Source organism: Paraburkholderia sp. BL25I1N1 (assembly GCF_003002025.1).
Taxonomy (GTDB): Bacteria; Pseudomonadota; Gammaproteobacteria; order Burkholderiales; family Burkholderiaceae; genus Paraburkholderia.
This window is the reverse complement of sequence record NZ_PVZB01000005.1, coordinates 228,691-254,217: the sequence shown is the minus strand read 5'-3', so window position 1 is coordinate 254,217 and position 25,527 is coordinate 228,691. Positions and strand designations below refer to the sequence as shown.

Here is a 25,527-nt window from a genome sequence, read left to right as displayed (position 1 = left end):
GCTCGGTCCGGTCAGGCGACCACGGCGCCCCTGGGAGTGGGCGCCGACCGGCTCAAATCTTCAGTAAGGGCCGCGCACGGCGTTCGATGTTCCAGTTCGGCTCGGTTTCCAGCAACCGCTCGCGCAGGCGGTCCACCTGTTCGGCAAGCCGTTGTCCAAGCCAGTACGGCCCCTGAAATTCGGGCGGCAGCCTCAGCGCCGCGTCGCCGTGCGTCTGCGCGAGCGCCGACGCGGACGGAATGCCGAAGTGCGTCGCCCGGCCAAAGCGCAGGCCACGCGCCATCGCCAGCAAAATCGCGCGCACGGTGCGCACCTCGACGCCGCATTGCTCGGCGTACGCGGCGCGCGCCGTGGCGTCGGCGTGCATCAGCGGACCAGTGGCGAGCAACTCCAGCGAACTGAGCACCGAGCGGTGCAGCCGCTGAATCTCTTCGAGCTTCGACTGCGGCACCTCGATTTCCTTCGCCACCGAAGGCATCAGCGAACGCAATTGCACGAGCCGCTTGTTGATCGCCAGAAAGCGCTTGACCTGCTCTTCCTCGCTGATGGTCTCGCCCTCCAGCAGCCGCGTGTAGATGCGCGCGCATTCGCGCAGATTGGTCGCGAGCCCATAGCGCCACGAATAGGTGGCATGCAGCGGCAGCGCAAACGAAAACGCCAGCGCGATCACAATGCCGATCAGCACGTTCGCCGTGCGCCACAGGCCGACGTCGATCTGGTTGTCACCGTGGCCCGCGACGATGCACATCGTGATCGCCGTCAACAGCCCGATATAGCCCGACGAGCCGATCGCGAACCACGCGCAGATGCCCGCGGCGATCGACATCAGCACGTAAGTGAGCGGCGGCGAGTCGGTCAGGTTCTGCAACACGATCAGTGCGAGCCCGATCGACGCCCCGAGCAGCGTGCCCGCCGCCCGCTCCGCCGCCTTCTTGCGGATGTTGCCGTGATGCTGCAAGCCGCCGATCACCACCAGCAAAGTGACCGACGACCAGATGCCGTGCGGAATGTCGATGCCGGTGGTCGCCAGAATCGACACCAGCATGGCCAGCCCGACACGCAGGCTGTGCAGCACCTTGGCGTGGCGATAGCGGTAGTAAGGTGACGTAACCGCGCGAACCATCCGGCTGAGCGCCGAGCGGCGTGGAATCACAGTGTGGGAACCGGCAGAAGCCATGGCGGCGCGCTCGATACGGTGAAGGACGGTTCCGCTATCCTGCCCTGGAGTGCCTCATCAAGACAAACGCCCGCACACTTTCGTGTGCGGGCGTTGCTGTTTTCAGGCTGCCGCCCGCGTAGTGCGGCACGACATGAAGCATGCCTTGATCAGCTTTCGACCACGTCCAGATAGTCTTCCGGACGGGTACGGTCTTCGGCGCGCTGCATGCCGACCGCGCGCACAAGCAGGCTCACCACCACCGCCACCACCAGATTCACGATCAGCGACCACACCGCGGCGTAGCCGGGAATCGCCATGCCGAACAGGTGGATCGTGAAGATCGAGCCGGCCAGCTTCAGCGAAATCGCCATCCACGTGCCGGTTGCGATACCGACCGCCCAGCCCGCCAGCAGGCCGCGATAGTCGAGCACGCGCGTGTACAGACCGAGCACGATGGCCGGCAGCGTCTGGATGATCCAGATACCGCCGAGCAATTGCAACTGGATCGCGTACGTGAGCGGCAGGCCAAGAATGAACGCCACCGCGCCGACCTTGACGATCAGCGAGACCAGCTTCGCGACATTGGTTTCCTGCTCATGCGTCATGTTACGGTTGACGAACTCCTTGTGGATGTTGCGCGTGTACAGGTTCGCCGCCGCAATCGACATGATCGCCGCCGGCACCAGCGCGCCGATGCCGATCGCCGCGAACGCCACGCCCACGAACCACGACGGGAAGTAATGCAGGAACAGCGCCGGCACCGCGAAGTTCGGACCGAACGCCTTGAAGTAAGGCGCGAACTCAGGCATGTCCTTCACGCCCGAAGCCAACGCCATGAAGCCGAGCAGCGCGAGCAGGCCGAGCACCAGCGAGTAAGCCGGCAACATCGCCATATTGCGGCGGATCGTGTTACCCGACTTCGACGACAGCACCGCCGTGATCGAGTGCGGGTACAGGAACAGCGCGAGCGCCGAACCCACCGCGAGCGTCGCGTACGCACTGTAGCCGTTCAGGCTCGAGACGTCCGGCGCCTTCAGCAGCAGCTTGGCTGGCGGCACCACGCTGAAGATGTGACCGAAGCCGCCCAGTTGCGGCGGAATCACGATGATCGCGGCGAAGATCGTGACGTAGATCAGCACGTCCTTGACCACCGCGATCATGGCCGGCGCGCGCAGACCCGAGGTGTACGTGTACGCCGCCAGGATCGCGAACGCGATGATCAGCGGCAAATCGCCGACAAAGCCCTTGGTGTCGAAACCGAGCGCGCCGATCACCACTTCGATACCGACCAGTTGCAGCGCGATATACGGCATGGTCGCCACGATGCCGGTCACGGCGATCGCCAGAGCGAGCATACGGCTGCCATAACGCGCCGACACGAAGTCCGCCGACGTCACATAGCCCTGACGTTTGGCGATGCTCCACAGTTTCGGGAACACCACGAACGCGAACGGATAGATCAGGATCGTGTAAGGCAGCGCGAAGAAACCCGTTGCGCCCGCACCGAACACCAGCGCCGGCACGGCGATGAAGGTGTACGCGGTGTACAGGTCGCCGCCCAGCAGGAACCACGTAACGATGGTGCCGAAGCGCCGCCCACCGAGGCCCCACTCTTCCAGATGCGCCAGATCGCCGCGCCGCCAGTGGGCCGCGATAAAGCCGAGAATCGTGACGCCGATGAAAAACAGAACGAAGACGAAAGTTGCAATGGCGTTCATTATCGTGCGCCCCCCTGCGGACGGCCGCTGGAGCGCGTCTTGGTCTTGAAGTACACGAGCGCCGTGATGATTGCGCTGATCAGCACCCACAGGAGCTGATACCAGTAGAAGAACGGGAAATCGAACAGCACCGGTTCGACCTTGTTATATGACGGCACCCAGATCATCGCGATCCAGGGCAACAGCAGCAACCAGAGCCAGTGCTTGCTGGCTTTGTTCGCGTCGGCGTCGTGAGCCATGACGTCTCCTCTTCCCTATTATTGAAATGTTGGCCCGTGTTTGACGGGTGGTGGATCCCGCTGCGAGGGGTGGCCCCGCGAATGCCCACGGGCGCCCCGAAAGCTTCGAAAGAGTATAGGAGCGGCGAGAGCGCGGTCAAGCAGGGGCGACCCCAGCACGCTCGCGCTTTCGAGGTCGGCGTGGAGGTGTTCCAGCAAGAGGAGTGAAAGCGCTGCGGCGAGGCGCATCAGGCCGTGCCGCTTGGGTCTGGCAGGCCGGCCCGCATCGCGAGGAAGAGGGCCGGCTGTTCAATGCGCGATGGATGAGAGCCGTGAACGTCGCGTGGGCGCAACGGCGCGCGGCGCACGGCGCGCCACCTGCGACACTTGGTCCGTGCACTGCTTGGGATCGGGCCGGCTTGCGCGGCCCGACCGCATGGGTCGTTGCAATCAGATCGAGAACGCGGCGCCGTTTTGCCCGGTCGATTCCTGCAGGCCCTTGATCCATTTGCGCGCAGGCAGACCAAGTTCCGCTTCGATCAGCTTGGCGCGCGCCTGCAGCGCCGCGAACGGCACCTCGAGCGCCGGGCCCGAAAACGCGATCGCGATGCGGTTGCCGTCGTGCACTTCCGGCAGCGCGACCACGCGGCCGTCGAAGGCTTCGTTCAGACGCTTCATGTTGCGCACGAAGCTCGGGTGATCGCCGAACAGGTTCACCGTCATCACGCCCGCGTCGGTCAGGCACGCACGCACCGCGCGATAGAAGCCGACGCTGTCGAGCACCGGACCGCGCGCCGTCGCGTCATAGACGTCGATCTGCAACGCGCCGATCGTGCCGTGGTTGGCGCGATCGTTGACGAAATCCCATGCGTCGGCTTCGTGCACGGTCAGACGGGCGTCGTCGTGCGGCAGCTCGAACATCGTGCGCGCGGCCACGACGACCGCCGGGTTCACTTCCACCGCCTCGACCTTCGCGCGTTTCAGGAAGCGATGCGCGAACTTGGTCAGCGCCGCGGCGCCCAGACCGAGCTGGACGATGCACTTGGGCGTTTCGATAAACAGCAGCCAGGCCATCATCTGCTGCGCGTATTCCAGTTCGATGTGATCCGGCTTACGCAGACGCATCGCGCCTTGCACCCACTCCGTGCCGAAATGCAGAAAGCGCACGCCGCCCTCTTCGGAGAACGTCACTGGCGCGAAGCGCGGCTTGCGCGGCGCTTCGATTTGCGGCGCGTCGTGCAGATCGTCGTCGTGCGAAACGCGCGTTTTGTTGCGCGCGGCGTTCTGCGATTTCTGCGATTTCTGCAGTTTCTGTTTCCCACCGGCGGCGTCAGCGTCGCGGTTGCGGAAGGCACGCGCTTCAGCGGAAGCGCGCCTGATCAATTTCGTCATGTAAGGATGTCGCGCCAAAGACGCAATTTCTGGTCGAACGAGAGCATAGCATTCGCCGGACTCGACGAAGGCAATACGAGGGTGGCATAGCCCGCCGCGCCGATCACCGGCGCAAAGCGGCCCGCCGTCTTGCCGTTGAAGCAGACTTTGGCGAGCTTCGGCGCGTGCGCGCGCAACGAAGCGAAATCATTCGGACTGGCGTTGCGAATCGCGGCATCGAGGCTGCCTTCGCGCGTGCAGGCGGCCAGCACGTCCCACACGCCGATGCCGTGCGCGAGCAGGCGGCGCAAACGCTCCTCGTAAGTGAGTTCGGCGAGCGGTTCGTCGAGCACGGCGCCGAGCAGGCGCCAGAACTGGTTACGAGGATGCGCGTAGTACTGTGTCGCGGCGAGCGACGCCTCGCCGGGAAAACTGCCGAGAATCAGCGTATGCGTATCCGCTGCGGCGACCGGAGGAAAACCGCGCAGCATCAGCGGCTCCCTTCGTCGGACGCGCGCATCGCGGGATGCGCGCGCGATGCGGTGTGCTCGAGCGGACGGCCGTGTTCGCGCACCCGCGGATGCGCGAGCCGCTCGTCCGACCGGCTCGCGCCGGACAAGGTTGCCAGATGCGTCCATAACGCGGGCAACATGCATTCGGTGACCATCAACGGCGCGCCATGGCGCTCGAATACCGAGCGGCGCGCGACCAACGCGTGCGGCGGCAACCCTTCAATTTCACGCGCGGCCAGACCATAAAGCGGATGCCGCGCGGTCAACCTGCGGCTCACCAGCGACGAACGCGCCACGCTGCTATCGCTATACAGCAACTCAGCCAGCGGCCGCGTGCGCAGACGCCGCATGGCCTGCCAGACACCGGCGCTCGCGGCGAGCGGCGCGACGCTATGCGCGGCGACAAACGGTATGCCGTCGACCGACAGCGCGACTTCCCGAACCCAGACCGGCGCACGCGACACGAGGCCGAGCGCCGCACGCTCGTCGGCCCACGGCAGCGCGACGCCTTCGTGCGTGACGCGTACCGCGACGGCACCGAGCGCACGCAGATGCGCGGTCAGTGAACCGCCACGGGTCAGCCAGTCTTTCTGGGCGGCGCTGAAGCCGGGTAAGGGCGCGACGCGCCAGTGGGCGTCGGCGGCATCGAAACGGATGGACATGGTGTCGGATTATAACGGCGCGGCTGTCGGACCATTCGCCAACGCCCAGGCCTTGCCCTTCAGCAGATTTCATCGATTACGACAGAGGTAGCGAAGCGCTCTCACCGGCGTGTCGATTTCAGATAGTTCCGATTCTCCCCGACTCGCGTCGCGCGATAAAACCTCCGTGCTTTGCAAAGCCGGCCGCCCGCAATCGAACGGCGCGCCACACGAACGCACAACCAAGGAAAAGACACGAAGATGAAGAACATTCTGAGCACTACCGCATGCGCGATCTCGGTCCTGCTGGTGACAGGCTGCGCGGCGCAACTGAACCGCGACACGGAGACGTCGTTGAACAAGGCTGTTGGTATCGAGGTGGCGCCGGTCGCCGGCGGTGTCGCGGTCAAGCTGCCCGAAACCGCCCTGTTCGATTTCAACAAATCCGACGTGCGCGGCGACGCGGCCGCAGTCGTCGATCGTTCGGCCGTGCTGCTCAAGCGCAGCAAGAAACCGATTGTGGTCGAGGGCTACACCGACAATGTCGGCACACTCGAGTACAACCAGCAACTGTCCGAAGCGCGCGCGACCGCGGTAGGTTATGCGCTCGTGGCGCGCGGCATTGCGATGGACCGCATTCGCACGAAGGGCAACGCGTACAACAACCCGGTAGCGGCCAACGATACGCCCGAAGGCCGCGCGCTGAACCGCCGTACCGAGATCGTCGTGCGTGGCGAGACGATGGATACCTTGATGGGCAAGAAGTAAGCGAAGCTATTTCGCGGCCATCTTCAACTGAAAAACCGGGCGCTGTCAGACCGCCCGGTTTTCAGTCAGCGACAAAATCGCGCAATGCTTGCGCCACCTCGTCGAGCACCGTATCCCAACGCCCCAACTCGCGTTGCCTGAACAGTCGCGCGGACGGATACCACGGACTATCGTCGCGCGCCGTCAGCCACCGCCAGTCGGTGAACGTGGGCACCAGCACCCAGACGGGCGTACCGCAGGCGCCGGCCAGATGAGCAACCGCCGTGTCCACCGTAATCAGCAGATCGAGCGACTGCACGATCGCCAGCGTGTCGGCAAACGTGCCGATTTCCGGCCCGAGTCTGTGCACGCTGCTATCCGCACGCGACGCCACGACGTCGTTCTGCGTCTCGCCCTTTTGCAGCGCGAACCATTGCACGCCGGTCTGCTGCAAAACCGGCAGCCACTGGCGCAACGGAATCGACCGATAACGGTCGAGCTCGTACGCCGGATTGCCGGCCCAGACAATGCCGACGCGTTTTCCAGGTGGATCGCGCGCATCGGCTGCACCGATTGCGTCGAGCCTGGTCCGCCAGCGTTGCACCTGCGCCGGTTCCGCTCGCAGATAAGACGTCGCGAGCGGCAACATCGGCAGCTCCAGCTTCATGGACTCCGGCATGCTCAGCATGCGGCACCAGTAGTCGTACGGACCGGGCGGCGCGCTCGTCCACACGGCACGCACGCCGGCCGCGCTTCGCGCCACTTCGCCGAGCGGAGCCTCGACCCAGACGTCGACCTGTGCGCCGCGCCGATGCAACCAGTCGGCCATACGCAAGAACTGCAGTTGATCGCCCAGCCCCTGCTCGCCGACCAGCAGAAAACGGCGGCCCGTTACCCGCTCGCCTTGCCATTCTGGGTAAGCGGGGCGAACCAGATCGTGATTTTCCGGCAGGGCTTCATGCCATCGATATTGCTTCCAGCCCTTTTCGTAGTCGCCGGCGCGCAGTTGCGCGGCTGCGAGGTTGAATTGCATCAGCGGATGATCGGGCATCCGCCGCGCGGCTTCGACGGCATGCGCATGCATGGCCGGGAAGTCGCCCAGCATGTTGAACGCAAACGACGCGTTGTGATGCAGCCAGCCATTGAGAGGATCGACGGCGAGCGCTGCAATGGCGACGCTAATCGCGTCCCTGAAACGCTCTGCCTCGTTCAACGCAAAGGCCAACTGTCGCAACGCGGACGCATCTGAGGCGAAGCGAATGCGCAGGTCGGCGAGCACGCTGTCGATCTCCGCGCCGCGCTGCGCTTTCGACAACGCCGCGATCAATTCAAGCGCGTCCGGCAGATGCGTCGACTCGAGCGACCACGCACGCAGCCAGTAGTCCGCTGCGTCCTGATAGCGTTCGAGCTCGGTACTGATCCGCGCGAGCGAGCGAACGGCATGATGTAAGCCTGGCTCGAATTCGAGCGCTTCGAGGTAATGTCCGCGTGCTTCGACGAGACGCTTCGAAAGCTTCAGGCAATCGCCCAGATTGCGATGCAGGCTCGCGGTGCCGCCACTCAAAGCCACAGCGCGATGGTAGAACGCTTCGGCCGCGATCAACTCGCCGCCCAGCGCGGCGATCAAGCCGCGATGCTCCCAGATGTCCGCGCGCTCAGGTGCGACGTTCAATGCCTGATCGAAATGCAGGCGCGAGCGGTCGAGCCGATCGACGCGAAACAAGGCGAGGCCAAGGCGATGGAGCGCGTGCACATTGTGCGGCTGCGTCGCGAGAACGCGTTCGTAGTCGACAATCGCCATGTCATGACGCCCTGCCGCGAAGCAGGCGTCGGCGTGCGCGGTGATTGCACCGATATCGTGGGAGACGCTGGTGGGGAGAGAGAAATCGGGTTCGTGCATCGATGTGGATCAGTTGCGTGAGTGACTCAAGCTGGCGTGGATTGCGCTGCTCGGGCCGTCCGGTTCGCCGCCATCATCGTCTTCAGACGCGCGGCGGCCCGCTCGACCACCGGCGCCCATTGCGCAGGCTGCGGCTGCCGGAATAGCTCGACCGAGTCATACCAGGGCTGCGCTTCGTCGTTGCCCCACGACCAGTGCGAGACGTGATCGAGCATCGCCAGCACGCGATGCCCTAATGCGCCGCCGAGATGCAACGGCGCGCTGTCGATCGTCACCAGCGCGTCCAGCGCGGTGAGATGCGCCGCCACGTCGTCGAAGCCGTCTATGTAATCGCCGGTCAGATCGCACAGGCGATGTCCCTGCGCGGCGAGCGCCGTCACATCGGCGTGACGTCCGGGCGTGAGCGGATGGAAGACGACATCCGGAAGCGCCAGCAGCGGCGTCAGCGCCGCAAGCGGGATCGACCGCATGGCGTCGCGCCGATGCGTCGGGCTGCCCGACCAGACGAGACCGACGTGCCACATCGCATCGGGTGCGTGCGCGCTGATCCGTTCGCGCCAGGCCGCCGCCTTCGTTGTATCGGCCTGCAGGTAGGGCGCGCCGCGAACCTGCTCCGGTTCGAGACCGAGCACGAGCGGCAGGCTCATGAGCGGCAATGCGTAATCCGGTGCGCCGAGCGGGCCTTCTTCGATCGACACGCAATTCGCGTAGCAACGCGCGAACAGCGGTTGAAGCGCGCGACGCACGGCCAGCACCAGCCGTCCGCCTTCGTCACGCACGCGTGCCGCCAGTTGCGGGACGAAGCGCACCATCTGGATGTCATCGCCGTTGCCCTGCTCGCTGTGCACGACCAGGGTCTTGCCGGCGAGCGCTTCGCCATGCCAGCGCGGGCACAAGCGCGTCATGACGCTGACGACATTGTTCTGTTCGCGGTCTTCGCGCGCAAGACGCGCCTCGAAACGCGGCCACGCGCTCGACCAATCGCCGCGCCGCAGTTCCAGGTCCGCCAGATCGACCGCTGCCTGCACCGCTGACGGATCGATTGCGAGCGCCGCGCGCAGCGCCGCCTCGCTGTCCTCATAGCGCGCCTGCTCGTTCAGATACATGCCGATGGCCGCCAGCACGTCCGCGTTGCCGGGCGCGACGGCGTCCACGGCGCGCATGGTGGTCTCCGCTGCCGCAGCGTCGTTGCACTGCCATTGCGCGTGACTGAGCTGCCACGCCATCTCCGCATCGGCGGGATTGCGCGCAAGACACTCGCGGCAGATACGCTCGACCATCGGCCAATCGCGAATCTCGCGCAACGCCAGCACGAGTTGCAAGGGCAACGCCGGATCGATCGCGTGGTCGAGCGCATACGCCCGCAACAACGCCGCACGACGCTCGTCCCGCGCGCTCGTCTCCGGCAGCGCCGCCAACGCGATCGACAACCACCACGGCGCGCGCGCGTCGTGCGGTGCGCGACGCTCATAGGCACGCAAGATTCGCGCGGCCGCCGAGTGCGCGCCGCACGTGGACATCAGCCAGGCGACCCACTCGATCGTCGTCTCGACCGGCTGCGCGGCCACCGCCCGCTCGCTGTTTCGCTGCGCGGCGGCGGCATAGCCGAGCGCGTCGGCGAACAACGCGACCCGCCCATGGCGCGCTCCGTTAGCGCACGCCTGCGCCTGCGACGCGCTGTGATACGCCTCTTCGAAACGCCCGGCGCTCGCGCACAGGTCGGCGTGCAACTGCGCCGTCGCGCCTGCCACGGCCATTTCGACTGCGTGCCGCGCGGCGGCATCGAAACCTTGCTCGCGCAGGATAGACCACAGGAGATGAACGGAATCGAGAGGGACTGCCAGAGCGGAATCGGACATGGGATTTCAGTGTGTTGTGGTTGGCATGCGAAGGCGTAATCACAAAAATAGGACTTGGTGCTTTCAATGCTTAAAGACTGGAAATAACCCTTCAAGTCTCCGAATGAAAATCGCGCGAGCATAAGACAAAACCGCGCTTTTACATCTCATAAACCAATCTCGATTTAATTCCGTTGATTGTGTTTAGTTAGTTAACCATAATTAATTCAAGTCGACTATGAGTAGCCGCCGTTAGTCGATCCGATCGATCAACTACAACATGGAGCAAGCTTTGAGTACTGGAAAATCAAAGGAAACATCCGACAGCATTGCTCATCTCGCTGCGGTCGTTTTACGGCGCGCGGGCGTCGCGCAACTGGAGAAGGAACTGGCGGGCTCAGCGCTGGCCCAACATCACACGTCGAAACAGACCAGCAGGGCTATCGGCAGTCTCGCTGCGAAAGTATTGGCCGATCACACTTCATGTCACGAGGCCAAGGAATTGGCCGGTAGCGTGCTCTCGCAGGTACGTCATCTGGAGGGGCCGGCGCTGGCGCGTTGAAGGTTCGCCCTGAAGCGGACGAGGCGGAGCAAAGCGCACTTCGCTAAGTCACGTCCCATCACACGCCGTGGGCAAAAAAAATGCGCTGCCGAAGCAGCGCATTTTTCAACCTTGAGCGTCAGTGTGACGCCGTGGCATCAAACTCGACCCACGCTCAATTCGCGCGCGCCAGCAGCAGCGCATTGGTGCGCTTCACGAAGCTCGCCGGATCGTCCAGCGCGCCACCTTCGGCGAGCAATGCCTGATCGAACAGCAGATGGCACCAGTCGTCGAAGTTCGCGCTGTCCGCGTGCAGGCCCTTCACCAGCGCGTGCTCCGGATTCACTTCGAGAATCGGATGGAACGACGGCGCCGTCTGGCCCGCGGCCTTGAGCATGCGCTGCAGATAGCCGCTCATTTCACCGTCGTCGGCAACGAGGCAGGACGGTGAATCGGTCAGGCGGAACGTGAGACGCACGTCCTTGGCCTTGTCCTTCAGCGCTTCCTTCATCTTCTCGACGAGCGGCTTGAACTCTTCGCCGACCTTTTCCTGCGCCTGCTTTTCTTCGTCGTTCAACGCGCCCAGATCGAGATCGCCGCGCGCCACGCTTTGCAGCGGCTTACCTTCGAATTCGTTCAGGAACGAGAGAATCCACTCGTCCACACGATCGGTCAGCAGCAGCACTTCCACGCCCTTCTTGCGGAACACTTCGAGGTGCGGGCTGTGGGTCGCGGCCTGCCAGGTGTCGGCGGTCACATAGTAGATCTTGGTCTGCTCGGGCTTCATGCGCGCCACGTAGTCGGCCAGCGACACGGTCTGCTCCGGCGTCTCGGTATGCGTCGACGCAAAGCGCACGAGTTTCGCGATCCGCTCGCGGTTGGCAAAGTCTTCGCCAATGCCTTCCTTCAGCACCTGGCCGAATTCCTTCCAGAAACCGGCGTACTTTTCCTTGTCGGCCTCGTTATCCGAATTGGCCAGCTCTTCGAGCATGGACAGCGAACGCTTGGTTACGCCTTCGCGGATCGCCTTCACGTCGCGGCTTTCCTGCAGGATTTCGCGCGACACGTTCAGCGGCAGATCCGCCGAATCGACCACGCCCTTTACGAAGCGCAGATACGCGGGCAGCAGTTGCTCGGCGTCGCCCATGATGAACACACGCTTCACGTACAGCTTCAGGCCGCCGCGATAATCGCGATTGAACATGTCGAACGGCGCGTGGGTCGGCACGTACAGCAGTTGCGTGTACTCGCTGCGGCCTTCCACCCGGTTATGCGTCCACGTGAGCGGATCCTGATGGTCGTGCGAGAGGTGCTGATAGAACTGCTTGTACTGCTCGTCGGTGATCTCGTTCTTCGAGCGCGTCCACAGCGCGCTGGCCTGATTGACGGTCTCGTCCTCGTCCTTCGTGACCATCTCGCTCTTTTCCGCGTCCCACTCTTCCTTCTGCATCAGGATCGGCAGCGCAACGTGGTCGGAGTACTTCTGGATGATCGATTTCAGACGATGCGACGACAGCAGGTCGTCTTCATCCGCACGCAGATGCAGCGTGATGGTCGTTCCACGCGCAGCACGCTCGATCTGCTCGACCGCGAAATCGCCTTCGCCCGCGCTTTCCCAGCGCACGCCTTCCGAGGCCGGCAAACCGGCGCGGCGCGTTTCGACCGTGATCTTGTCCGCGACGATGAAGCCCGAATAGAAGCCCACGCCGAACTGGCCGATCAGCGCCGCATCTTTCTGCTGGTCGCCGGAGAGCTTGCCGAAGAATTCCTTGGTCCCCGAGCGGGCGATCGTGCCGAGGTTGGCGATCGCTTCGTCGCGGCTCATGCCGATGCCGTTGTCGTCGAGCGTGATGGTGCGCGCGGCCTTGTCGTACGACACGCGAATCCGCAGGTTCGGATCGTTTTCGTACAGCGCACTGTTTTCGATTGCTTCGAAGCGCAGCTTGTCGGCCGCGTCGGAGGCGTTCGAAATCAGCTCGCGCAGGAAAATTTCCTTGTTGCTGTACAGCGAATGGATCATCAGGTGCAGAAGCTGTTTCACTTCTGCCTGAAAGCTCATGGTTTCTTGTGCCATGGTCGGACTTCCTCTCTGTTGCGAATGGGGGTTCAAGTCGGGCGCGGCGCCGTGCGTTGCGGTTCGCCGGAGACCTCGGCCTGCCGTCGGCCGCTGGATGCGCGGCCCGCCGGATTGTCCGCCTAATTGGGGGCAAGCCGGCGCGGTTTCAAGAGGCGCGGCGCGCCACGCTGTCGAGATAGCGGCACAAAAAAGTGGCCAGTTCCGGATCACCGCAGTTGGAAATATTGAAGCGCATCCAGGTAGTCGACGACTGTTGCGGGGAAAACAGGCTGCCGGGCGTCAGCAGAAAGCCGGCTTCGTGACCGGCGGCCGCCAGCGCGTCGGCGTCGACGCCCGTGTCGGCCCACAAAAACATCCCGGCCATGGGCGTGAGGAACAGCTTCAGGCCGGTCTTCTCCAGCATCCGCACGGACTTCTCGCGCACACCGTCGAGCCGTACGCGCAGCCGTTCGACATGCCGCCGGTAGTGGCCTTCGGTCAAAATCTTGTACAGCACACGTTCGTTCAGTTCCGGGCTCGTCATGCCGACCAGCATTTTCTGGTCGCTGACCGCGGTCGCCACTTCTGGCGCGCAGGCAATGAAACCGACGCGCAGATTCGGCGCGAGCGTCTTCGAAAAGCTGCCAAGATAGATCACGCGTTTCAACTGGTCGAGACTCGCGAGGCGCGTGCCCGGATAGCTCGGCGGACACAGATCGCCGTAAATATCATCCTCGACGACGATGAAATCGTACGCTTCGGCAAGGCGCAGAATGCGGAACGCCTGGGCCGCCGTGAGCGACGTGCCGGTCGGATTCTGCAGTACCGAATTGATCACCAGCATTTTCGGCCGCCAGGTTTGCACCAGCGACTCGAGCGCGTCGAGATCCGGGCCGTCCGGCGTGTATGGCATGCCCACCAGTCGCGCGCCCTGCGACGCGAAACGCCCGAACATCTGAAACCACGCCGGATCGCCGACGATCACCGCATCGCCCGGCCTGACGTAAATGCGCGAGATCAGGTCGATAGCCTGCGTGATGCCGGACACCATCACGATCTGATCCGGCGACGCACCGATCTCCAGTTCCTCGAGCCGCGTCTGCAATTGCTGGCGCAGCGGCAGAAAACCCTGCGGCGTGCCGATGCCGAGCATCTGCGCGCCGCTCTGCCGGCCGAGCGTGCGCAGCGCGTTGGTGATCAGGTCGCCGTCGAGCCAGCGCGCCGGCAGATAACCCAGCCCAGGACTGCGCTCGGGCCGCGCGCCGGTGTGCAGCATGTTGCGCAGCAGCCAGACTACGTCGATCGTGGCCGGCGCCGGCGCCGCGGCGTGCGGATGAATCTCGGCGGTAGCGCTGGCCGCGCCGCCCAGCCGCTCGCGCACGTAAAACCCGGAGCCGCGCCGCGACTCCAGAAAACCCTGCGCCACGAGCCGTTCGTACGCCTCGACCACGGTGAAGCGCGACACGCCCTTGTCGAGCGCCAGCTTGCGGATCGACGGCATGCGCATGCCGGGGCGGAACACGCGCTCCTCGATGCGGCGGCGCGCCCACTGGACGAGTTGCTCGACCAGCGTGAGCGAGGCGGTGTCGTGAGGGGTGGGAATCTGGGCAAGCGGGACGGACATGGCGGGCTCCAACTGTACCGAACAGTATCGAATTGATTGTACCGTTACTGTGCCGGTCGGCGTCGCTACATTTGAGACAAGTTAAAGGATGGGATGGCGGCACAGCGGGTTTCACGACGCCGCCTACGCTCTCGGGCAAATCCCTGCCAAACACCATCCGCATGGCCCGCCGATCCGGCAAACGGTTATGCTAACGGCCCCGGCAGCGTTGCCGCGACACCCGGCCCGCCCCGGTTTACCGCAGAAAACCGTTTCCCCGCTCCGTCATGACTGCTCATCCGCTCCGCCTCGATCACCTCGTCGTTTCCGCCCGCACCCTCGACGAAGGCACGCAGTACGTCGCCGATACGCTCGGCGTCGCCCCGTCCGGCGGCGGCGCGCATCCGCTGATGCGCACGCATAACCGCCTGCTGAACCTGTGGGGCGGCGTGTATCTGGAAGTGATCGCGATCGATCCGCAAGCCGTGTCCCAGGACAATGCGCCCGCCGACGGCAACGCGCCGCGCCCTCGACTGTTCGCGCTCGACGACCCGGCAACACACGCGCGGCTCGAAAACGGGCCGTATCTGTCGCATTGGGTGGCCCGGGTGGAGCGGCCGAAACACCTGCCGACGTGGCAAGCGCAGTATCCGCAGCGCATTCCCCCCGTCGTGCCGCTGACGCGCGGCGATTTCACGTGGGGCCTCACCGTGCCGGACGACGGCGCGTTTCCCGCCTGGCAAGGCATCGGCGACGGCGTACTGCCCTCGCTGATTCAGTGGGACACGACGAAGCATCCGTCGACGTCCTTGCCGGAAACCGGGATTTCGCTGCAAGCCTTGAAAGGCCTGCATCCGCAAGCCGACACGGTGGCGGAGCAACTGCGCTGGCTCGGCGCGACGCATCTGATCGCCTTGCAGCCCACGGAAGGCGCGCCGGCGCTCATCGCCGAATTTGAAACGCCCGACGGTCTACGGACCCTTAAATAAGCAGCGCGCGCGGGTCGCCGACTCGCGCGATAATCGAAGTTTTGACCGGTTCCAGTACCAGCAGAGGAGACCATGGACCAAAGCGACTTGAAAGCCCCCACGTGGCAGTTGTCCGAACGCGCACGCAAGCTCACGAGCTCGGCGATTCGCGAGATTCTGAAGGTCACGGAGCGGCCCGAAGTCATTTCGTTCGCGGGCGGCCTGCCCTCGCCGGCTACCTTTCCGGCCGAACGCATGCGCGCCGCGTCCGACCGCATTCTGCGCGACGAACCCGCCGCGGCGCTGCAATACAGCGCGACCGAAGGTTTTCTGCCGCTGCGCGAATGGATCGCGAAGCGCTATTCGGTGAACGGCGCGCAGATCCGTCCGACTCAGGTGCTGATCACGACCGGCTCGCAGCAGGCGCTCGACCTGCTCGGCAAGGTGCTGGTGTGCCCGGGCAGCCCGGTGCTGGTCGAAACGCCGACCTACCTCGGCGCGCTGCAATCGTTCTCGATGTACGAGCCGCGTTACGTGCAAGTGCCGACCGACGAACATGGCCTCGTTCCCGAAGGCCTGACGCCCGAGCTAACCGCCGGCGCGCGCCTGCTGTACGCGCAACCCAATTTCCAGAATCCCACGGGCCGCCGTCTGCCGGTCGAGCGCCGCCGCGCGCTCGCCGAGTTCGCGAAGACCGCGCCGTTCCCGGTGATCGAGGACGACCCGTACGGCGCGCTTGACTACGCCGGCGAACCGCTGCCCACCATGCTGTCGATGGCGCCGGGCCACGTCGTCCATCTCGGTTCGTTCTCGAAGGTGCTGGCGCCGGGCCTGCGGGTCGGCTACATCATCGCGCCCGAAGAGTTGATTTTTAAACTCGTGCAAGCCAAGCAAGCGACTGATCTGCACACGCCGAGCTTCACGCAGCGGATCGTGTACGAAGTGATCAAGGACGGCTTCCTCGACACGCACGTGCCGACCATCCGCGAACTGTATCGTGATCAATGCGCGGCGATGCTGGCTTCGCTCGAACGCTACATGCCGGAAGGCGTGAGCTGGAATCGCCCGGAAGGCGGCATGTTCGTGTGGGTGAATCTGCCCGCGCAGATCGACAGCATGAAGCTGCTGGAAGAAGCGGTCGCGCAGAACGTCGCGTTCGTGCCGGGCGGTCCGTTCTTCGCGAACGAGCCGCAACACAACACGCTGCGCCTGTCGTTCGTGACGGTGCCGCCGGCAAAAATCGACGAAGGCGTGTCGCGTCTCGGCGCGCTGATCCGCGCGAAGCTCTGAACGCCGCCGCGCGCTGAGGGCGATTTTCATGCGCGCCGTTTGCATGATTTTCGCCCGGCCCGCATCCACGGAATTCCACTACTGACGAAGGACACACCATGGCTCAAACGAATGTGTACGACAAGCTCAAGGAACTGGGCATCGAACTGCCGACCGCCGGCGCGCCGGCTGCCGCGTATGTGATGAGCGCGCAAAGCGGCAACACGGTGTATCTCTCCGGACATATCGCCAAGAAAGACGGCAAGGTGTGGACCGGCAAGCTCGGTGCCACGCTCACCACCGAGGAAGGCAAAGCCGCCGCTCGCTCGATCGCCATTGACCTGCTCGCCACGCTGCACGCGCATGTCGGCGATCTGAACCGCGTCACGCGCATCGTCAAGCTGATGAGTCTCGTCAACTCGACGCTCGAATTCACCGAACAGCATCTGGTCACCAACGGCGCGTCCGAACTGGTCGCGGACGTGTTCGGCGAACGCGGCAAGCATGCGCGCTCGGCGTTCGGCGTCGCGCAGATTCCGCTCGGCGCGTGCGTCGAGATCGAGATGATCGCCGAAGTCGAGTAATGCGGTAACGCAGTAACGCCGTCGGAGCCGCCGGCCGTCCGGCGCAGCGAGACAGCAACGCGTCGCGAGGTGTCAGCCACCCGCGGCGCGTTTTGCATTTGTGAGAGGTGGATCGTTACGTCGTCAACGGATAGAATCCGCCAATCTTATCCATTCGTTTGATTCGCTGGACTGCGCCCGATGCCCGCCCACACTGTCCGTTTCAAACAAGTCGACGTGTTCACGTCGGTGCCGTTCAAAGGCAATCCGCTTGCCGTCGTGTTCGATGCCGACGCACTCGATACGACTCAGATGCAGGCCATCGCTCACTGGACCAATCTGTCCGAAACGACGTTCCTGGTAAAACCGACCGACCCGGCCGCCGACTATCGTGTGCGCATCTTCAGTAAGCTCGGCGAAATGCCGTTCGCGGGTCATCCGACGCTCGGCACCGCGCACGCGTTGCTCGAAAGCGGTTATCAGCCGAAGCAGGCCGGCAAGCTCGTGCAGCAATGCGGCGTGGGACTCGTCGAACTCGAGGCGCTGCCGGGCTCGGACGGCGCGTGGGCCTTCGCCGCGCCGCTCGCGCGCGTCACGCCGCTTGCCGAGGATCGCTACGCGGCACTGTCTACGGCTTTACGTAGCAATGCAATCGATTTCAGCGCGCCGCCCTGCGCGGTCGACAATGGTGCGCCGTGGCTCGTGGTGCGCGTCAGTTCGGCGCGTGAATGCCTCGCGTTAGCACCCGATGCCGGCGCGCTCGCCGACATTGCGCATTCGGCGGGTACGCACGGCCTCGCTGTGTATGGTCCGCACGAGGCCAACGGGCCGGCGACCTTCGAGGTGCGCTGCCTGATGGCCGGTGGCGGTTTCGGCGTCGGCGAAGACCCGGTGACAGGCAGCGCCAATGCCGCGCTTGCAGGCCTGCTGAGCGCCCAGCGGTTGCGCCCGGGCACGCACTATTCAGCCCGTCAAGGCACCGCCCTGGGCCGGGCCGGCCAGATCTCGGTGCGCTACGACGACGCGCGCGGCAAGACGTGGATTGGCGGCTCGTCGGTGACGATTGTCGACGGCACGTTTCGCCTGCCCTGACCGGCACGCCCCTTGCCTCACTCGTGCGCCGGGCACGCAACAGGAGGCGGCATAGGGTTCGCCCTTCCTGGCCGCGCTTGACCACAAAACGCCGCATCGTTTGCACTATTAAATGCGCCTCGCATCGGGAGAGGCCTGTTAAAGGCCTGGCACACCTGAATGCTGGCGCGCCTCGCCGCCGAATCCCGATGAAATATCCGAATATGACCGCGATGCGGCGGCCTCGAGAGCGATTGCACAGGATGCCAAATTCGTCGCAACGGGCATCTGGCCGCGCCCTCGTATACCCGATGCCGGGCCTCTTCCTTAATCCAGTGGCATTAAGTAATATCAAGACGTACCCGATGACCTGCGGATGGTCAGGCACGGCGCCACGCTTATTTCTTCTGCGCAGCAGTTCCGGCACCTTGGTCACCATGCAGCCACCCATGAATTCAGCGCAGTCGACGTTCGCTCGTTTGCAACCGGCCGGCACCCAGGCACGGGCCGCCCGATGAGCCAATCCCGCTTCTCCGACCAGCGCGATGCCAAAGCCCGCCGCGACCCCGCAGTGTCGCGCCGGCGTGCGTTGCTCGCCATTCCCGCGCTCGGCGTATTGGTCCTGATCCTGCTTTGGACCGTGATCTTCGCGCGCCTCTCGGTCGAGAAAGAAGCCACGTATCGCGAGGCCATGGCCTCTGCTGCAATACTCTCCGCGGCGCTGGAGCAGCACACGGTCAAGGCGATTCACCAGGTCGATCAGATCACCCGCTTCGTCAAATTCGAGTTCGAGAAAACGCCGAATCATTTCGATCTGGCGAGCACGGTGGAAAAAGGCGTCGTGCAAAGCGAGACGCTGGTACAGGTGTCCTTGATCGACGAACACGGCACGCTGATCGCCAACACGGCGGAACTCAACCCCAAGCGCATCGACCTGTCCGACCGCGAACACTTCAAGGTTCACGAACACGAGAACGACGACCAGTTGTTTATCAGCAAGCCCGTGCTCGGCCGTGTGTCCGGCCACTGGACCCTGCAGATGACGCGGCGTCTGAATCATCCGGACGGCTCGTTCGCGGGTGTCGTGGTGGTCTCGGAAGATCCCAGCTACTTCACCACCGACTTCTACAACAACGCGGCGATCGGCCGTGAAGGTGTGATCGCGGTGATCTCGGACAACGGCACCGTGCTCGCGCGGCGCACCGGCAGCACTGAAACCGCTAACGGCGTGTTCTCGGCGAGCGGCTCGTATCCGAACTCGGAACATGTGTCGGGCACCTACGTCGATTCGATCGACAACGTCACGCGCATCGTGTCGTACCGGCATATCGACGGTTATCCGCTCGGCGTGCTGGTGGGTCTCTCGCAAGCCGAGGAATTCGCCGACTACAACCACACGCGCAACGTCTATCTGATGATGGCGGGTTTCATCTCGTTCGCCATGCTGAGTTTCTTCGCCGTGGCCACCGGCCTGATCGGCAAGCTGCTCGGCCGCGAGCGCGAGATGACGCATCTGGTCGAATACGATCTGCTCACCGGTCTGCGTAATCGCTACGCGACGCTGCAGACCCTGCGGCACGACGTGGCGCAACAGACCAACCTCGGCCGCCTCGCGATTCTCTTTATCGACCTCGACAACTTCAAGACCGTCAACGACACGCTCGGTCACAACGCCGGAGACATCGTGCTGCAAATGACGGCCTCGCGGCTCGCCGCCGCGGTCGGCGAAGGCGGCGCGCTGAGCCGCATCGGCGGCGACGAGTTCGTCGTCGTGATCAAGGGCGACGACGTCGAGAAGCGCGCCGTCGCGCTTGCCGAAGCCGCGGCCGAAGCGTTCGCCAAGCCGTTCGACGTGCGCGGCAGTTCGTTCGTGCTGCATGCGAGCATCGGCATTGCGCTCTACTCGGTCGCCAACGAAAGCGAGATCGACCTGCTGAAAAAAGCCGACCTCGCCATGTACAGCGCGAAAGACGCGGGCAAGAACTGCTATCAGTTTTATTCGCCGCAACTGTCGCACCGCGCGGATCACTTGATGAAGTGGGAACAGCAGTTGCGCGTGGCACTCGCCGAAGGGCAACTGTTCCTCGCCTATCAGCCGAAGATCGATCTGACGCGCCGCTGCATTACCGGCTTCGAGGCATTGGTGCGCTGGAATCATCCGCAACACGGTTTGATTCCGGCCAACGAGTTCATTCCGGTTGCGGAATCGACCGGCCTGATCGTGCCGATCGGCGACTTCGTGATCGAGACCGCCTGCCGGCAACTCGCGCTGTGGCAGCAACAGGGCTACGACACGCTGTCGCTCGCGGTGAACATTTCGGCGGTGCAATTCTGGCGCGGCGACCTGTACGAAACGATCTCGCACGCCATTGAGGAGAGCGGCATCTCCGCGCGCCGCCTCGAACTCGAAATCACCGAAACGGCGATGATGGAGTATCCCGAACTGGTCTCCGAGAAAATCTTCGCGTTGAAGCGCCTCGGCGTGCGCATCGCGCTCGACGATTTCGGCACCGGCTATTCGTCGCTGTCCTATCTGAACCGCTTCTCGGTGGACACGCTGAAGGTGGACCGTTCGTTCATCCAGGCAATTCCGGGCGACCGCAGCGTCTGCGTGATGGTCACCGCGATCGTCAATCTGGCGCGTTCGCTCGGCCTCACGGTGGTGGTCGAAGGCACGGAGACCGAAGAGCAGATTGCGTGGCTCGCCGCGCTCGGTCATATCGAGGCGCAGGGCTTCCTGTTCTCGCGTCCCGTGCCGGTGGACGCGATTGCGGCGCTGCTGGACCGCTTCGGCGTGTGCGGCATGACGGGTCGCCGCATCGCGCACGAAGCGGACAGCACCAGCAGCGTATCCAGCACCAACACCTGAGCGCGGCGCCCGTTGCGCGGCGTCGCGGGTCGTCACCCGCAGCGCCGCAAAACCGGCTACATTCTCGCTTACTGCATCACAGCGCGATGCCGCCCGCCGGCCGCGTCGGACCACTAAACGATGATCTCAAAGGACTAGCGCCCGCGTACCGGGCGCTCTTGGCGCCATGCAGACGATCACGAGCCACGATGCTGCCAGACGAGGCGAACGGGAACCGCTATGGACGCTGTTCCGGGTCGTGTTCAGCCTGTCCGCGTTGTCATGGGGCGGCCTCGCGCTCATGGCGCAACTTGAAAACCATTATGTCGAACGCGAAGGACGCCTCTCACGTATCGCCTTCTCCGATCTGATCGCGCTCGCCTGGATGGTGCCCGGCCCGGTGGGCTGCAACGTCGCCGTGCAACTCGGGCATGCGCTGCGCGGACGCGCCGGCGCCTGGGTTGCGGGCATTGCCAGCGTCCTGCCCTTCTTCATGCTGATGACGCTGTTCGCGATCTTCTACCGCACGCCGTTCGTGCGCGCCGCCGCCTCGCAAACCTTGCTCGCTCACTTCAGCGTCGTGCTGGCCACGCTGATCGCGATCACCTGGTACAAACAGACGCGTGCGCTGGTGCGCGGCAAGCTCGAATGGGGCGCGGCGGTGCTGGGATGCGTCGCGCTGTTCTATGCGCGCAGTCCGGCCGCTTATGTCGTCATGCTCGGGGCGGCCTTCGGCACCGGGTGGTTCGTGAGCCCGGTGCGCAATGCGCGTGTCGTCGTGTCGTTCGCGCGCGGCGACTGGCAGATGCTGAGCGCTCTGTCCATCTTCCTCGCGTTGTTCGCGATGCCATTGCCGCATCGCTATGAGCTGGCGCTACTGTGGCCGCGGCTGGCGGGCGCCGGCATGACGTTGTTCGGCGGCGGCTTCTCGGCGCTGCCGGTGCTCAAGACGCTGTTCGTCACGCCGGCGATCGGCGTCTCCGATAACGACTTCACGCTGGCGTTTTCGCTGTCGCCGCTCTCGCCCGGACCGCTGTTGAACGTGGTGCCGTTCTTCGGCTATCTGGTGGACGGCTGGGTGGGCGCGCTGATTGCCACGCTCGCGCTGTTCGTACCGTCGGGGTGCCTCGTCGTGCTGGCGCAGCGGCATCTGCATCAGTTAAAGGCCAATCCGCGCTTCGAGCACGGCATGCGGATCCTGCGCGCCGTCACCACCGCATTTCTCGCGGTGGCCGTGCTACGCATTGCCGCGCATGTGCCGTTCAAGCCGATCTATCTGTTGACCGCACTGTTCTCCGCCATGTGCTTCGCCAAGCTGAAGGTGCCGGTGTACCTGGTGTACGGGACGGTAGCGGTGGTGTGCGGGCTGTGGCTCGCGTATGGCTCGCTGATCTAGACGCCTTAAAAACCGCGCGACAGCACCGCAACGCCGATCGTCACCACGCCGAGCACGATATTGATCAGCACCAGACGGCGGATCGTGCCGACGGCGCGCGCGCCATCCGGCCATTTTTGCGCCTGCACCGCGCGGCGGATGCGCGGGAATACGGCAAAACGGATGTGCCCGAAGATCAGCATCATCACGATGCCGAGGCCGGCCATGGCATGCAACGGCCAGGTGGCATGGCCGCCGCCGAATTGCATGAGCAGGAAGCCGCCGGTGAGGAGAATCACCAGCACCGAGGCCGCGACCCAATTGAAGAAACGGCCGAACACCGATTCCCACAACGGCAAGCGTAATTGCGGCGAGAGATCGGCAATAGCCGGGCGCAGACAGAAATGCGCGAACACCATCCCACCTACCCACACGGCAACCGCGAGCAAATGGAGAAAGAGCGCGAGTTCGATAGCCTTGTTCATGTTGTTTTCCTCTCCCGACGACGCCACGCCGCTTATAACGAGTGCTATGAGCAAGCGGCTATTGAGCGCATTCGACCACGTGCAATGCACGCAGTTCCATGACGCCCGTGGCTTTCGCGCCGTTTTTGTAGTTGTTATCGCAGCATGTCCACCTTGATGGCCATGCTGCTCCCCGGTTTTGTACTCTCACTCCGCACGACAAGCGTCTCGCATGCTAGCAGACGCTTGCCACGTTCCAACGTCAAACTTCGTTAAGCGGCCAGCACCGGACGCATACCTTCGAGCTTCATCTTGCTCTCAGGCGCGCGGCCCTTGCGCGCCCGTTTGCCGATATGCGGCGCGAGCGCGGCGCCACTCACCTTCTCTTCATCGACACGGCCGCCACGGCGCGTGCCGATCAACACGACGCCCGCGTTGTTGATAGAGAGCGCCTGTACGAGCGTTTCCTTGTCGTCGAGCGCCATCAGCGTGACGCCGCGGCCGCCGCCCGAGAGAGTCTTCATCTCGTCGAGGCCGAACACCAGCAAACGTCCGCCCGACGAAAGACACGCAATGTGCGTCGCGTCCGGCAGCATCGGCATTGGCGCGAGCGGCACGGCGCCGGCGTCGATCGTCATGAACGACTTGCCGGCCTTCACGCGGCTCACCATGTCGCCGACCTTCGCGACGAAGCCGAAGCCGTTGCTCGACGCCAGCAGCAACGCCTGATCCGCGGACGCCGCGTAGTAATGCATCAGATGGCTGCCCGACTCCAGCTCGATCAGCGACGTGACCGGCACACCGTCGCCGCGGCCGCCCGGCAGCGTCGCCACCGCGACCGAATAGACACGGCCGTTGCTGCCCCACGCGACCAGCGTGTCCGGCGTGCGGCACTGGAACGCCGCATAGAGCCCGTCGCCGGCCTTGAACGTGAAGCCCGCGACGTCGAGTCCGTGACCCTTCAACGCGCGCACCCAACCCTTCTGCGACACCACGACCGTCACCGGCTCGTCGACCACGCGCGCTTCGAACGTCGCGCGTTTTTCCTGCTGGATCAGCGTGCGGCGCTCGTCGCCGTACTGCTTGGCGTCGCCTTCGATTTCCTTGATGAGCAGACGCTTCATCGCCGATTCGCTGCCGAGCAGTTCTTCCAGCTTGGCCTTCTCGTCCTTCAGCTCGGCGAGTTCCTTCTCGATCTTGATCTTCTCGAGCCGCGCCAACTGACGCAGCCGGATTTCAAGAATGTCTTCGGCTTGACGATCGGACAAGCCGAACGCGGCCATCAACGCGACCTTCGGTTCATCGGATTCGCGAATGATGCGGATGACTTCGTCGATATTCAAGAAGACGATCATCCGGCCTTCGAGAATATGAATCCGGTCGTCGACCTTGCTCAAACGATGCCGCGTGCGGCGCGTCACCGTGGCGAAGCGGAACGCGATCCACTCGTGCAGGATTTCGCTCAAGCCCTTCTGACGCGGTCGGCCGTCGCCGCCGACCATGACCATATTGAGCGACGCATTCGATTCGAGGCTCGTATGCGCAAGCAGCGTGTTGACGAAATCGGTTTGATCGATACGGCTCGACTTCGGCTCGAACACGAGACGCACCGGCGCGTCGCGGCCCGATTCGTCGCGCACGGCATCGAGCAGCGCCAGCATGGTCTGCTTGGTTTGCAGTTGTTCGGGCGTGAGCGCTTTCTTGCCGAGCTTGATCTTCGGGTTGGTCTGCTCTTCGATTTCTTCGAGCACTTTCTGCGCGGCCGTGTTCGGCGGCAGTTCGGTGATCACCAGTTGCCACTGGCCGCGCGCGAGTTCCTCGATCTTCCAGCGGGCCCGCACCTTCAGGCTGCCGCGCCCGCTTTCGTACGCGGCGGAAATCTCGGCGTCGCTCGAAATGATTTGCGCGCCGCCCGGGAAATCCGGCCCGGCGATGTGCTGCATCAATTCCGCGTGTTCGATCTTCGGATTGCGGATCATCGCGACCGTCGCAGCCGCGACTTCGCGCAGATTGTGCGACGGAATTTCCGTGGCCAATCCGACCGCGATACCCGATGCGCCGTTCAGCAAGACGAACGGCAAGCGCGCGGGCAACAGCCGCGGCTCCTCGGAGGAGCCGTCGTAATTAGGCATGAAATCGACCGTGCCCTCGTTGATTTCATCGAGCAGCAGTTTCGCGATCGGCGTGAGGCGCGCTTCCGTGTAGCGCATCGCCGCCGCGCCGTCGCCGTCGCGCGAACCGAAATTGCCTTGGCCGTCGATCAGCGGATAGCGCATCGAGAAGTCTTGCGCGAGACGCACCAGCGCGTCGTACGCGGACTGGTCGCCGTGCGGGTGATACTTACCGAGCACGTCGCCGACCACGCGCGCCGACTTGACCGGCTTCGCGTTGTCCGACAGACCCATGTCGTTCATGGCGAACAGGATGCGGCGCTGCACCGGCTTCTGGCCGTCGCACACATCCGGCAACGCGCGGCCCTTGACCACGCTCACCGCATAGTCGAGGTACGCGCGTTCCGCGTAATTGCCGAGCGTGAGAAAGTCGCCTTCCGGGGGCGGCGGCTCGGTGAAAAGGTCGAGAGTGTTATCGTCGTCCATCTAGATTCCGTATCCGTGTTTGGCGTGAAGTTGTCAGGCGAAGTCAGAGCGCGGGCAAAAATGCCCAC

Annotated in this window: 20 protein-coding genes; 8 read left to right on the top strand and 12 right to left on the bottom strand. The window is 64.1% G+C overall.

What is annotated here, in order from left to right; genetic code table 11:
- Window positions 1-52: 52 nt before the first annotated feature.
- The 6 genes from B0G73_RS09870 to B0G73_RS09845 all read right to left on the bottom strand — a co-directional run bounded on the left by B0G73_RS09870 (window position 53) and on the right by B0G73_RS09845 (window position 5,640).
- On the bottom strand, window positions 53-1,177 hold the full coding sequence (locus tag B0G73_RS09870) for an FUSC family protein (protein WP_181196523.1): 1,125 nt from the start codon (window positions 1,175-1,177) through the stop codon (window positions 53-55).
- Window positions 1,178-1,326: 149 nt separating this feature from the next.
- Window positions 1,327-2,877, bottom strand: coding sequence for a monocarboxylate uptake permease MctP (gene mctP, locus B0G73_RS09865; protein WP_106280207.1), 1,551 nt, complete (start codon window positions 2,875-2,877; stop codon window positions 1,327-1,329).
- Window positions 2,877-3,116, bottom strand: coding sequence for a DUF3311 domain-containing protein (locus B0G73_RS09860; RefSeq protein WP_106280205.1), 240 nt, complete (start codon window positions 3,114-3,116; stop codon window positions 2,877-2,879). The genes mctP and B0G73_RS09860 overlap by 1 nt, the downstream gene beginning before the upstream one ends.
- A 429-nt stretch (window positions 3,117-3,545) precedes the next feature.
- Window positions 3,546-4,487, bottom strand: coding sequence for a spermidine synthase (locus tag B0G73_RS09855; RefSeq protein WP_106280204.1), 942 nt, complete (start codon window positions 4,485-4,487; stop codon window positions 3,546-3,548).
- Window positions 4,484-4,957, bottom strand: a complete 474-nt coding sequence (locus tag B0G73_RS09850; protein WP_106280202.1) for a DNA-deoxyinosine glycosylase — start codon at window positions 4,955-4,957, stop codon at window positions 4,484-4,486. Before B0G73_RS09850 ends, B0G73_RS09855 begins: the two co-directional genes overlap by 4 nt.
- Complete coding sequence (locus B0G73_RS09845) at window positions 4,957-5,640, bottom strand: chorismate lyase (RefSeq protein WP_106280200.1); 684 nt, start codon at window positions 5,638-5,640, stop codon at window positions 4,957-4,959. The genes B0G73_RS09850 and B0G73_RS09845 overlap by 1 nt, the downstream gene beginning before the upstream one ends.
- 240 nt (window positions 5,641-5,880) lie before the next feature.
- Here B0G73_RS09845 and B0G73_RS09840 point away from each other — a divergent pair, with 240 nt between their 5' ends.
- A complete protein-coding gene (locus B0G73_RS09840; RefSeq protein WP_106280199.1) occupies window positions 5,881-6,387 on the top strand; it encodes an OmpA family protein in 507 nt (168 codons plus the stop codon).
- Between the two features lie 61 nt (window positions 6,388-6,448).
- Here the strand turns inward: B0G73_RS09840 and B0G73_RS09835 are convergent, their stop codons facing one another.
- The gene (locus B0G73_RS09835; protein ID WP_106280197.1) at window positions 6,449-8,266 is read right to left on the bottom strand and encodes a tetratricopeptide repeat protein; all 1,818 of its coding nucleotides are present in this window, start codon (window positions 8,264-8,266) and stop codon (window positions 6,449-6,451) included.
- A gap of 26 nt (window positions 8,267-8,292) precedes the next feature.
- Window positions 8,293-10,125 (bottom strand): hypothetical protein, encoded by a 1,833-nt coding sequence (locus B0G73_RS09830; protein WP_106280195.1) that lies wholly within the window; start codon window positions 10,123-10,125, stop codon window positions 8,293-8,295.
- A 259-nt stretch (window positions 10,126-10,384) separates the two neighbouring features.
- Between B0G73_RS09830 and B0G73_RS09825 the strand changes: the two genes are divergently transcribed.
- Window positions 10,385-10,666, top strand: coding sequence for a hypothetical protein (locus B0G73_RS09825; RefSeq protein ID WP_106280193.1), 282 nt, complete (start codon window positions 10,385-10,387; stop codon window positions 10,664-10,666).
- Window positions 10,667-10,820: 154 nt separating this feature from the next.
- Here B0G73_RS09825 and htpG read toward each other — a convergent pair whose 3' ends face one another.
- Entirely contained in the window at window positions 10,821-12,719 is a 1,899-nt protein-coding gene (gene htpG, locus B0G73_RS09820) for a molecular chaperone HtpG (RefSeq protein ID WP_106280191.1), read from the bottom strand.
- Window positions 12,720-12,867: 148 nt separating this feature from the next.
- Complete coding sequence (locus B0G73_RS09815; RefSeq protein ID WP_106280189.1) at window positions 12,868-14,325, bottom strand: PLP-dependent aminotransferase family protein; 1,458 nt, start codon at window positions 14,323-14,325, stop codon at window positions 12,868-12,870.
- A gap of 266 nt (window positions 14,326-14,591) precedes the next feature.
- Here B0G73_RS09815 and B0G73_RS09810 point away from each other — a divergent pair, with 266 nt between their 5' ends.
- From B0G73_RS09810 to B0G73_RS09785, 6 genes are all read left to right on the top strand, one after another.
- A complete protein-coding gene (locus B0G73_RS09810; RefSeq protein ID WP_106280187.1) occupies window positions 14,592-15,293 on the top strand; it encodes a VOC family protein in 702 nt (233 codons plus the stop codon).
- Between the two features lie 72 nt (window positions 15,294-15,365).
- Window positions 15,366-16,562 carry a PLP-dependent aminotransferase family protein gene (locus B0G73_RS09805; protein WP_106280185.1) on the top strand — a complete coding sequence of 399 codons (1,197 nt, stop codon included), beginning with the start codon at window positions 15,366-15,368 and terminating at the stop codon, window positions 16,560-16,562.
- A gap of 98 nt (window positions 16,563-16,660) precedes the next feature.
- Window positions 16,661-17,125, top strand: a complete 465-nt coding sequence (locus tag B0G73_RS09800; protein ID WP_012432248.1) for a RidA family protein — start codon at window positions 16,661-16,663, stop codon at window positions 17,123-17,125.
- Window positions 17,126-17,305: 180 nt separating this feature from the next.
- Complete coding sequence (locus B0G73_RS09795; protein ID WP_106280183.1) at window positions 17,306-18,196, top strand: PhzF family phenazine biosynthesis protein; 891 nt, start codon at window positions 17,306-17,308, stop codon at window positions 18,194-18,196.
- A 493-nt stretch (window positions 18,197-18,689) separates the two neighbouring features.
- Window positions 18,690-21,044: an EAL domain-containing protein gene (locus B0G73_RS09790; RefSeq protein ID WP_106280181.1), complete on the top strand. Its 2,355-nt coding sequence runs from the start codon at window positions 18,690-18,692 to the stop codon at window positions 21,042-21,044.
- A gap of 166 nt (window positions 21,045-21,210) precedes the next feature.
- A complete protein-coding gene (locus B0G73_RS09785; protein ID WP_106280180.1) occupies window positions 21,211-22,419 on the top strand; it encodes a chromate transporter in 1,209 nt (402 codons plus the stop codon).
- Window positions 22,420-22,424: 5 nt separating this feature from the next.
- On the opposite strand, the gene B0G73_RS09780 is transcribed toward B0G73_RS09785, so the two are convergent.
- Both B0G73_RS09780 and parC read right to left on the bottom strand, forming a co-directional pair.
- Window positions 22,425-22,883, bottom strand: a complete 459-nt coding sequence (locus tag B0G73_RS09780; RefSeq protein WP_012432243.1) for a CopD family protein — start codon at window positions 22,881-22,883, stop codon at window positions 22,425-22,427.
- A 251-nt stretch (window positions 22,884-23,134) separates the two neighbouring features.
- Window positions 23,135-25,459, bottom strand: coding sequence for a DNA topoisomerase IV subunit A (gene parC, locus B0G73_RS09775; RefSeq protein ID WP_106280178.1), 2,325 nt, complete (start codon window positions 25,457-25,459; stop codon window positions 23,135-23,137).
- Window positions 25,460-25,527 lie beyond the last annotated feature (68 nt).

What these genes read in the sequence shown, in the direction of transcription:
- B0G73_RS09870 (WP_181196523.1), bottom strand. Translation starts at nt 1,177, where the DNA reads ATGGCTTCTGCCGGTTCCCACACTGTGATTCCACGCCGCTCGGCGCTC.
- mctP (WP_106280207.1), bottom strand. Translation starts at nt 2,877, where the DNA reads ATGAACGCCATTGCAACTTTCGTCTTCGTTCTGTTTTTCATCGGCGTC.
- B0G73_RS09860 (WP_106280205.1), bottom strand. Translation starts at nt 3,116, where the DNA reads ATGGCTCACGACGCCGACGCGAACAAAGCCAGCAAGCACTGGCTCTGG.
- B0G73_RS09855 (WP_106280204.1), bottom strand. Translation starts at nt 4,487, where the DNA reads ATGACGAAATTGATCAGGCGCGCTTCCGCTGAAGCGCGTGCCTTCCGC.
- B0G73_RS09850 (WP_106280202.1), bottom strand. Translation starts at nt 4,957, where the DNA reads ATGCTGCGCGGTTTTCCTCCGGTCGCCGCAGCGGATACGCATACGCTG.
- B0G73_RS09845 (WP_106280200.1), bottom strand. Translation starts at nt 5,640, where the DNA reads ATGTCCATCCGTTTCGATGCCGCCGACGCCCACTGGCGCGTCGCGCCC.
- B0G73_RS09840 (WP_106280199.1), top strand. Translation starts at nt 5,881, where the DNA reads ATGAAGAACATTCTGAGCACTACCGCATGCGCGATCTCGGTCCTGCTG.
- B0G73_RS09835 (WP_106280197.1), bottom strand. Translation starts at nt 8,266, where the DNA reads ATGCACGAACCCGATTTCTCTCTCCCCACCAGCGTCTCCCACGATATC.
- B0G73_RS09830 (WP_106280195.1), bottom strand. Translation starts at nt 10,125, where the DNA reads ATGTCCGATTCCGCTCTGGCAGTCCCTCTCGATTCCGTTCATCTCCTG.
- B0G73_RS09825 (WP_106280193.1), top strand. Translation starts at nt 10,385, where the DNA reads ATGGAGCAAGCTTTGAGTACTGGAAAATCAAAGGAAACATCCGACAGC.
- htpG (WP_106280191.1), bottom strand. Translation starts at nt 12,719, where the DNA reads ATGGCACAAGAAACCATGAGCTTTCAGGCAGAAGTGAAACAGCTTCTG.
- B0G73_RS09815 (WP_106280189.1), bottom strand. Translation starts at nt 14,325, where the DNA reads ATGTCCGTCCCGCTTGCCCAGATTCCCACCCCTCACGACACCGCCTCG.
- B0G73_RS09810 (WP_106280187.1), top strand. Translation starts at nt 14,592, where the DNA reads ATGACTGCTCATCCGCTCCGCCTCGATCACCTCGTCGTTTCCGCCCGC.
- B0G73_RS09805 (WP_106280185.1), top strand. Translation starts at nt 15,366, where the DNA reads ATGGACCAAAGCGACTTGAAAGCCCCCACGTGGCAGTTGTCCGAACGC.
- B0G73_RS09800 (WP_012432248.1), top strand. Translation starts at nt 16,661, where the DNA reads ATGGCTCAAACGAATGTGTACGACAAGCTCAAGGAACTGGGCATCGAA.
- B0G73_RS09795 (WP_106280183.1), top strand. Translation starts at nt 17,306, where the DNA reads ATGCCCGCCCACACTGTCCGTTTCAAACAAGTCGACGTGTTCACGTCG.
- B0G73_RS09790 (WP_106280181.1), top strand. Translation starts at nt 18,690, where the DNA reads ATGAGCCAATCCCGCTTCTCCGACCAGCGCGATGCCAAAGCCCGCCGC.
- B0G73_RS09785 (WP_106280180.1), top strand. Translation starts at nt 21,211, where the DNA reads ATGCAGACGATCACGAGCCACGATGCTGCCAGACGAGGCGAACGGGAA.
- B0G73_RS09780 (WP_012432243.1), bottom strand. Translation starts at nt 22,883, where the DNA reads ATGAACAAGGCTATCGAACTCGCGCTCTTTCTCCATTTGCTCGCGGTT.
- parC (WP_106280178.1), bottom strand. Translation starts at nt 25,459, where the DNA reads ATGGACGACGATAACACTCTCGACCTTTTCACCGAGCCGCCGCCCCCG.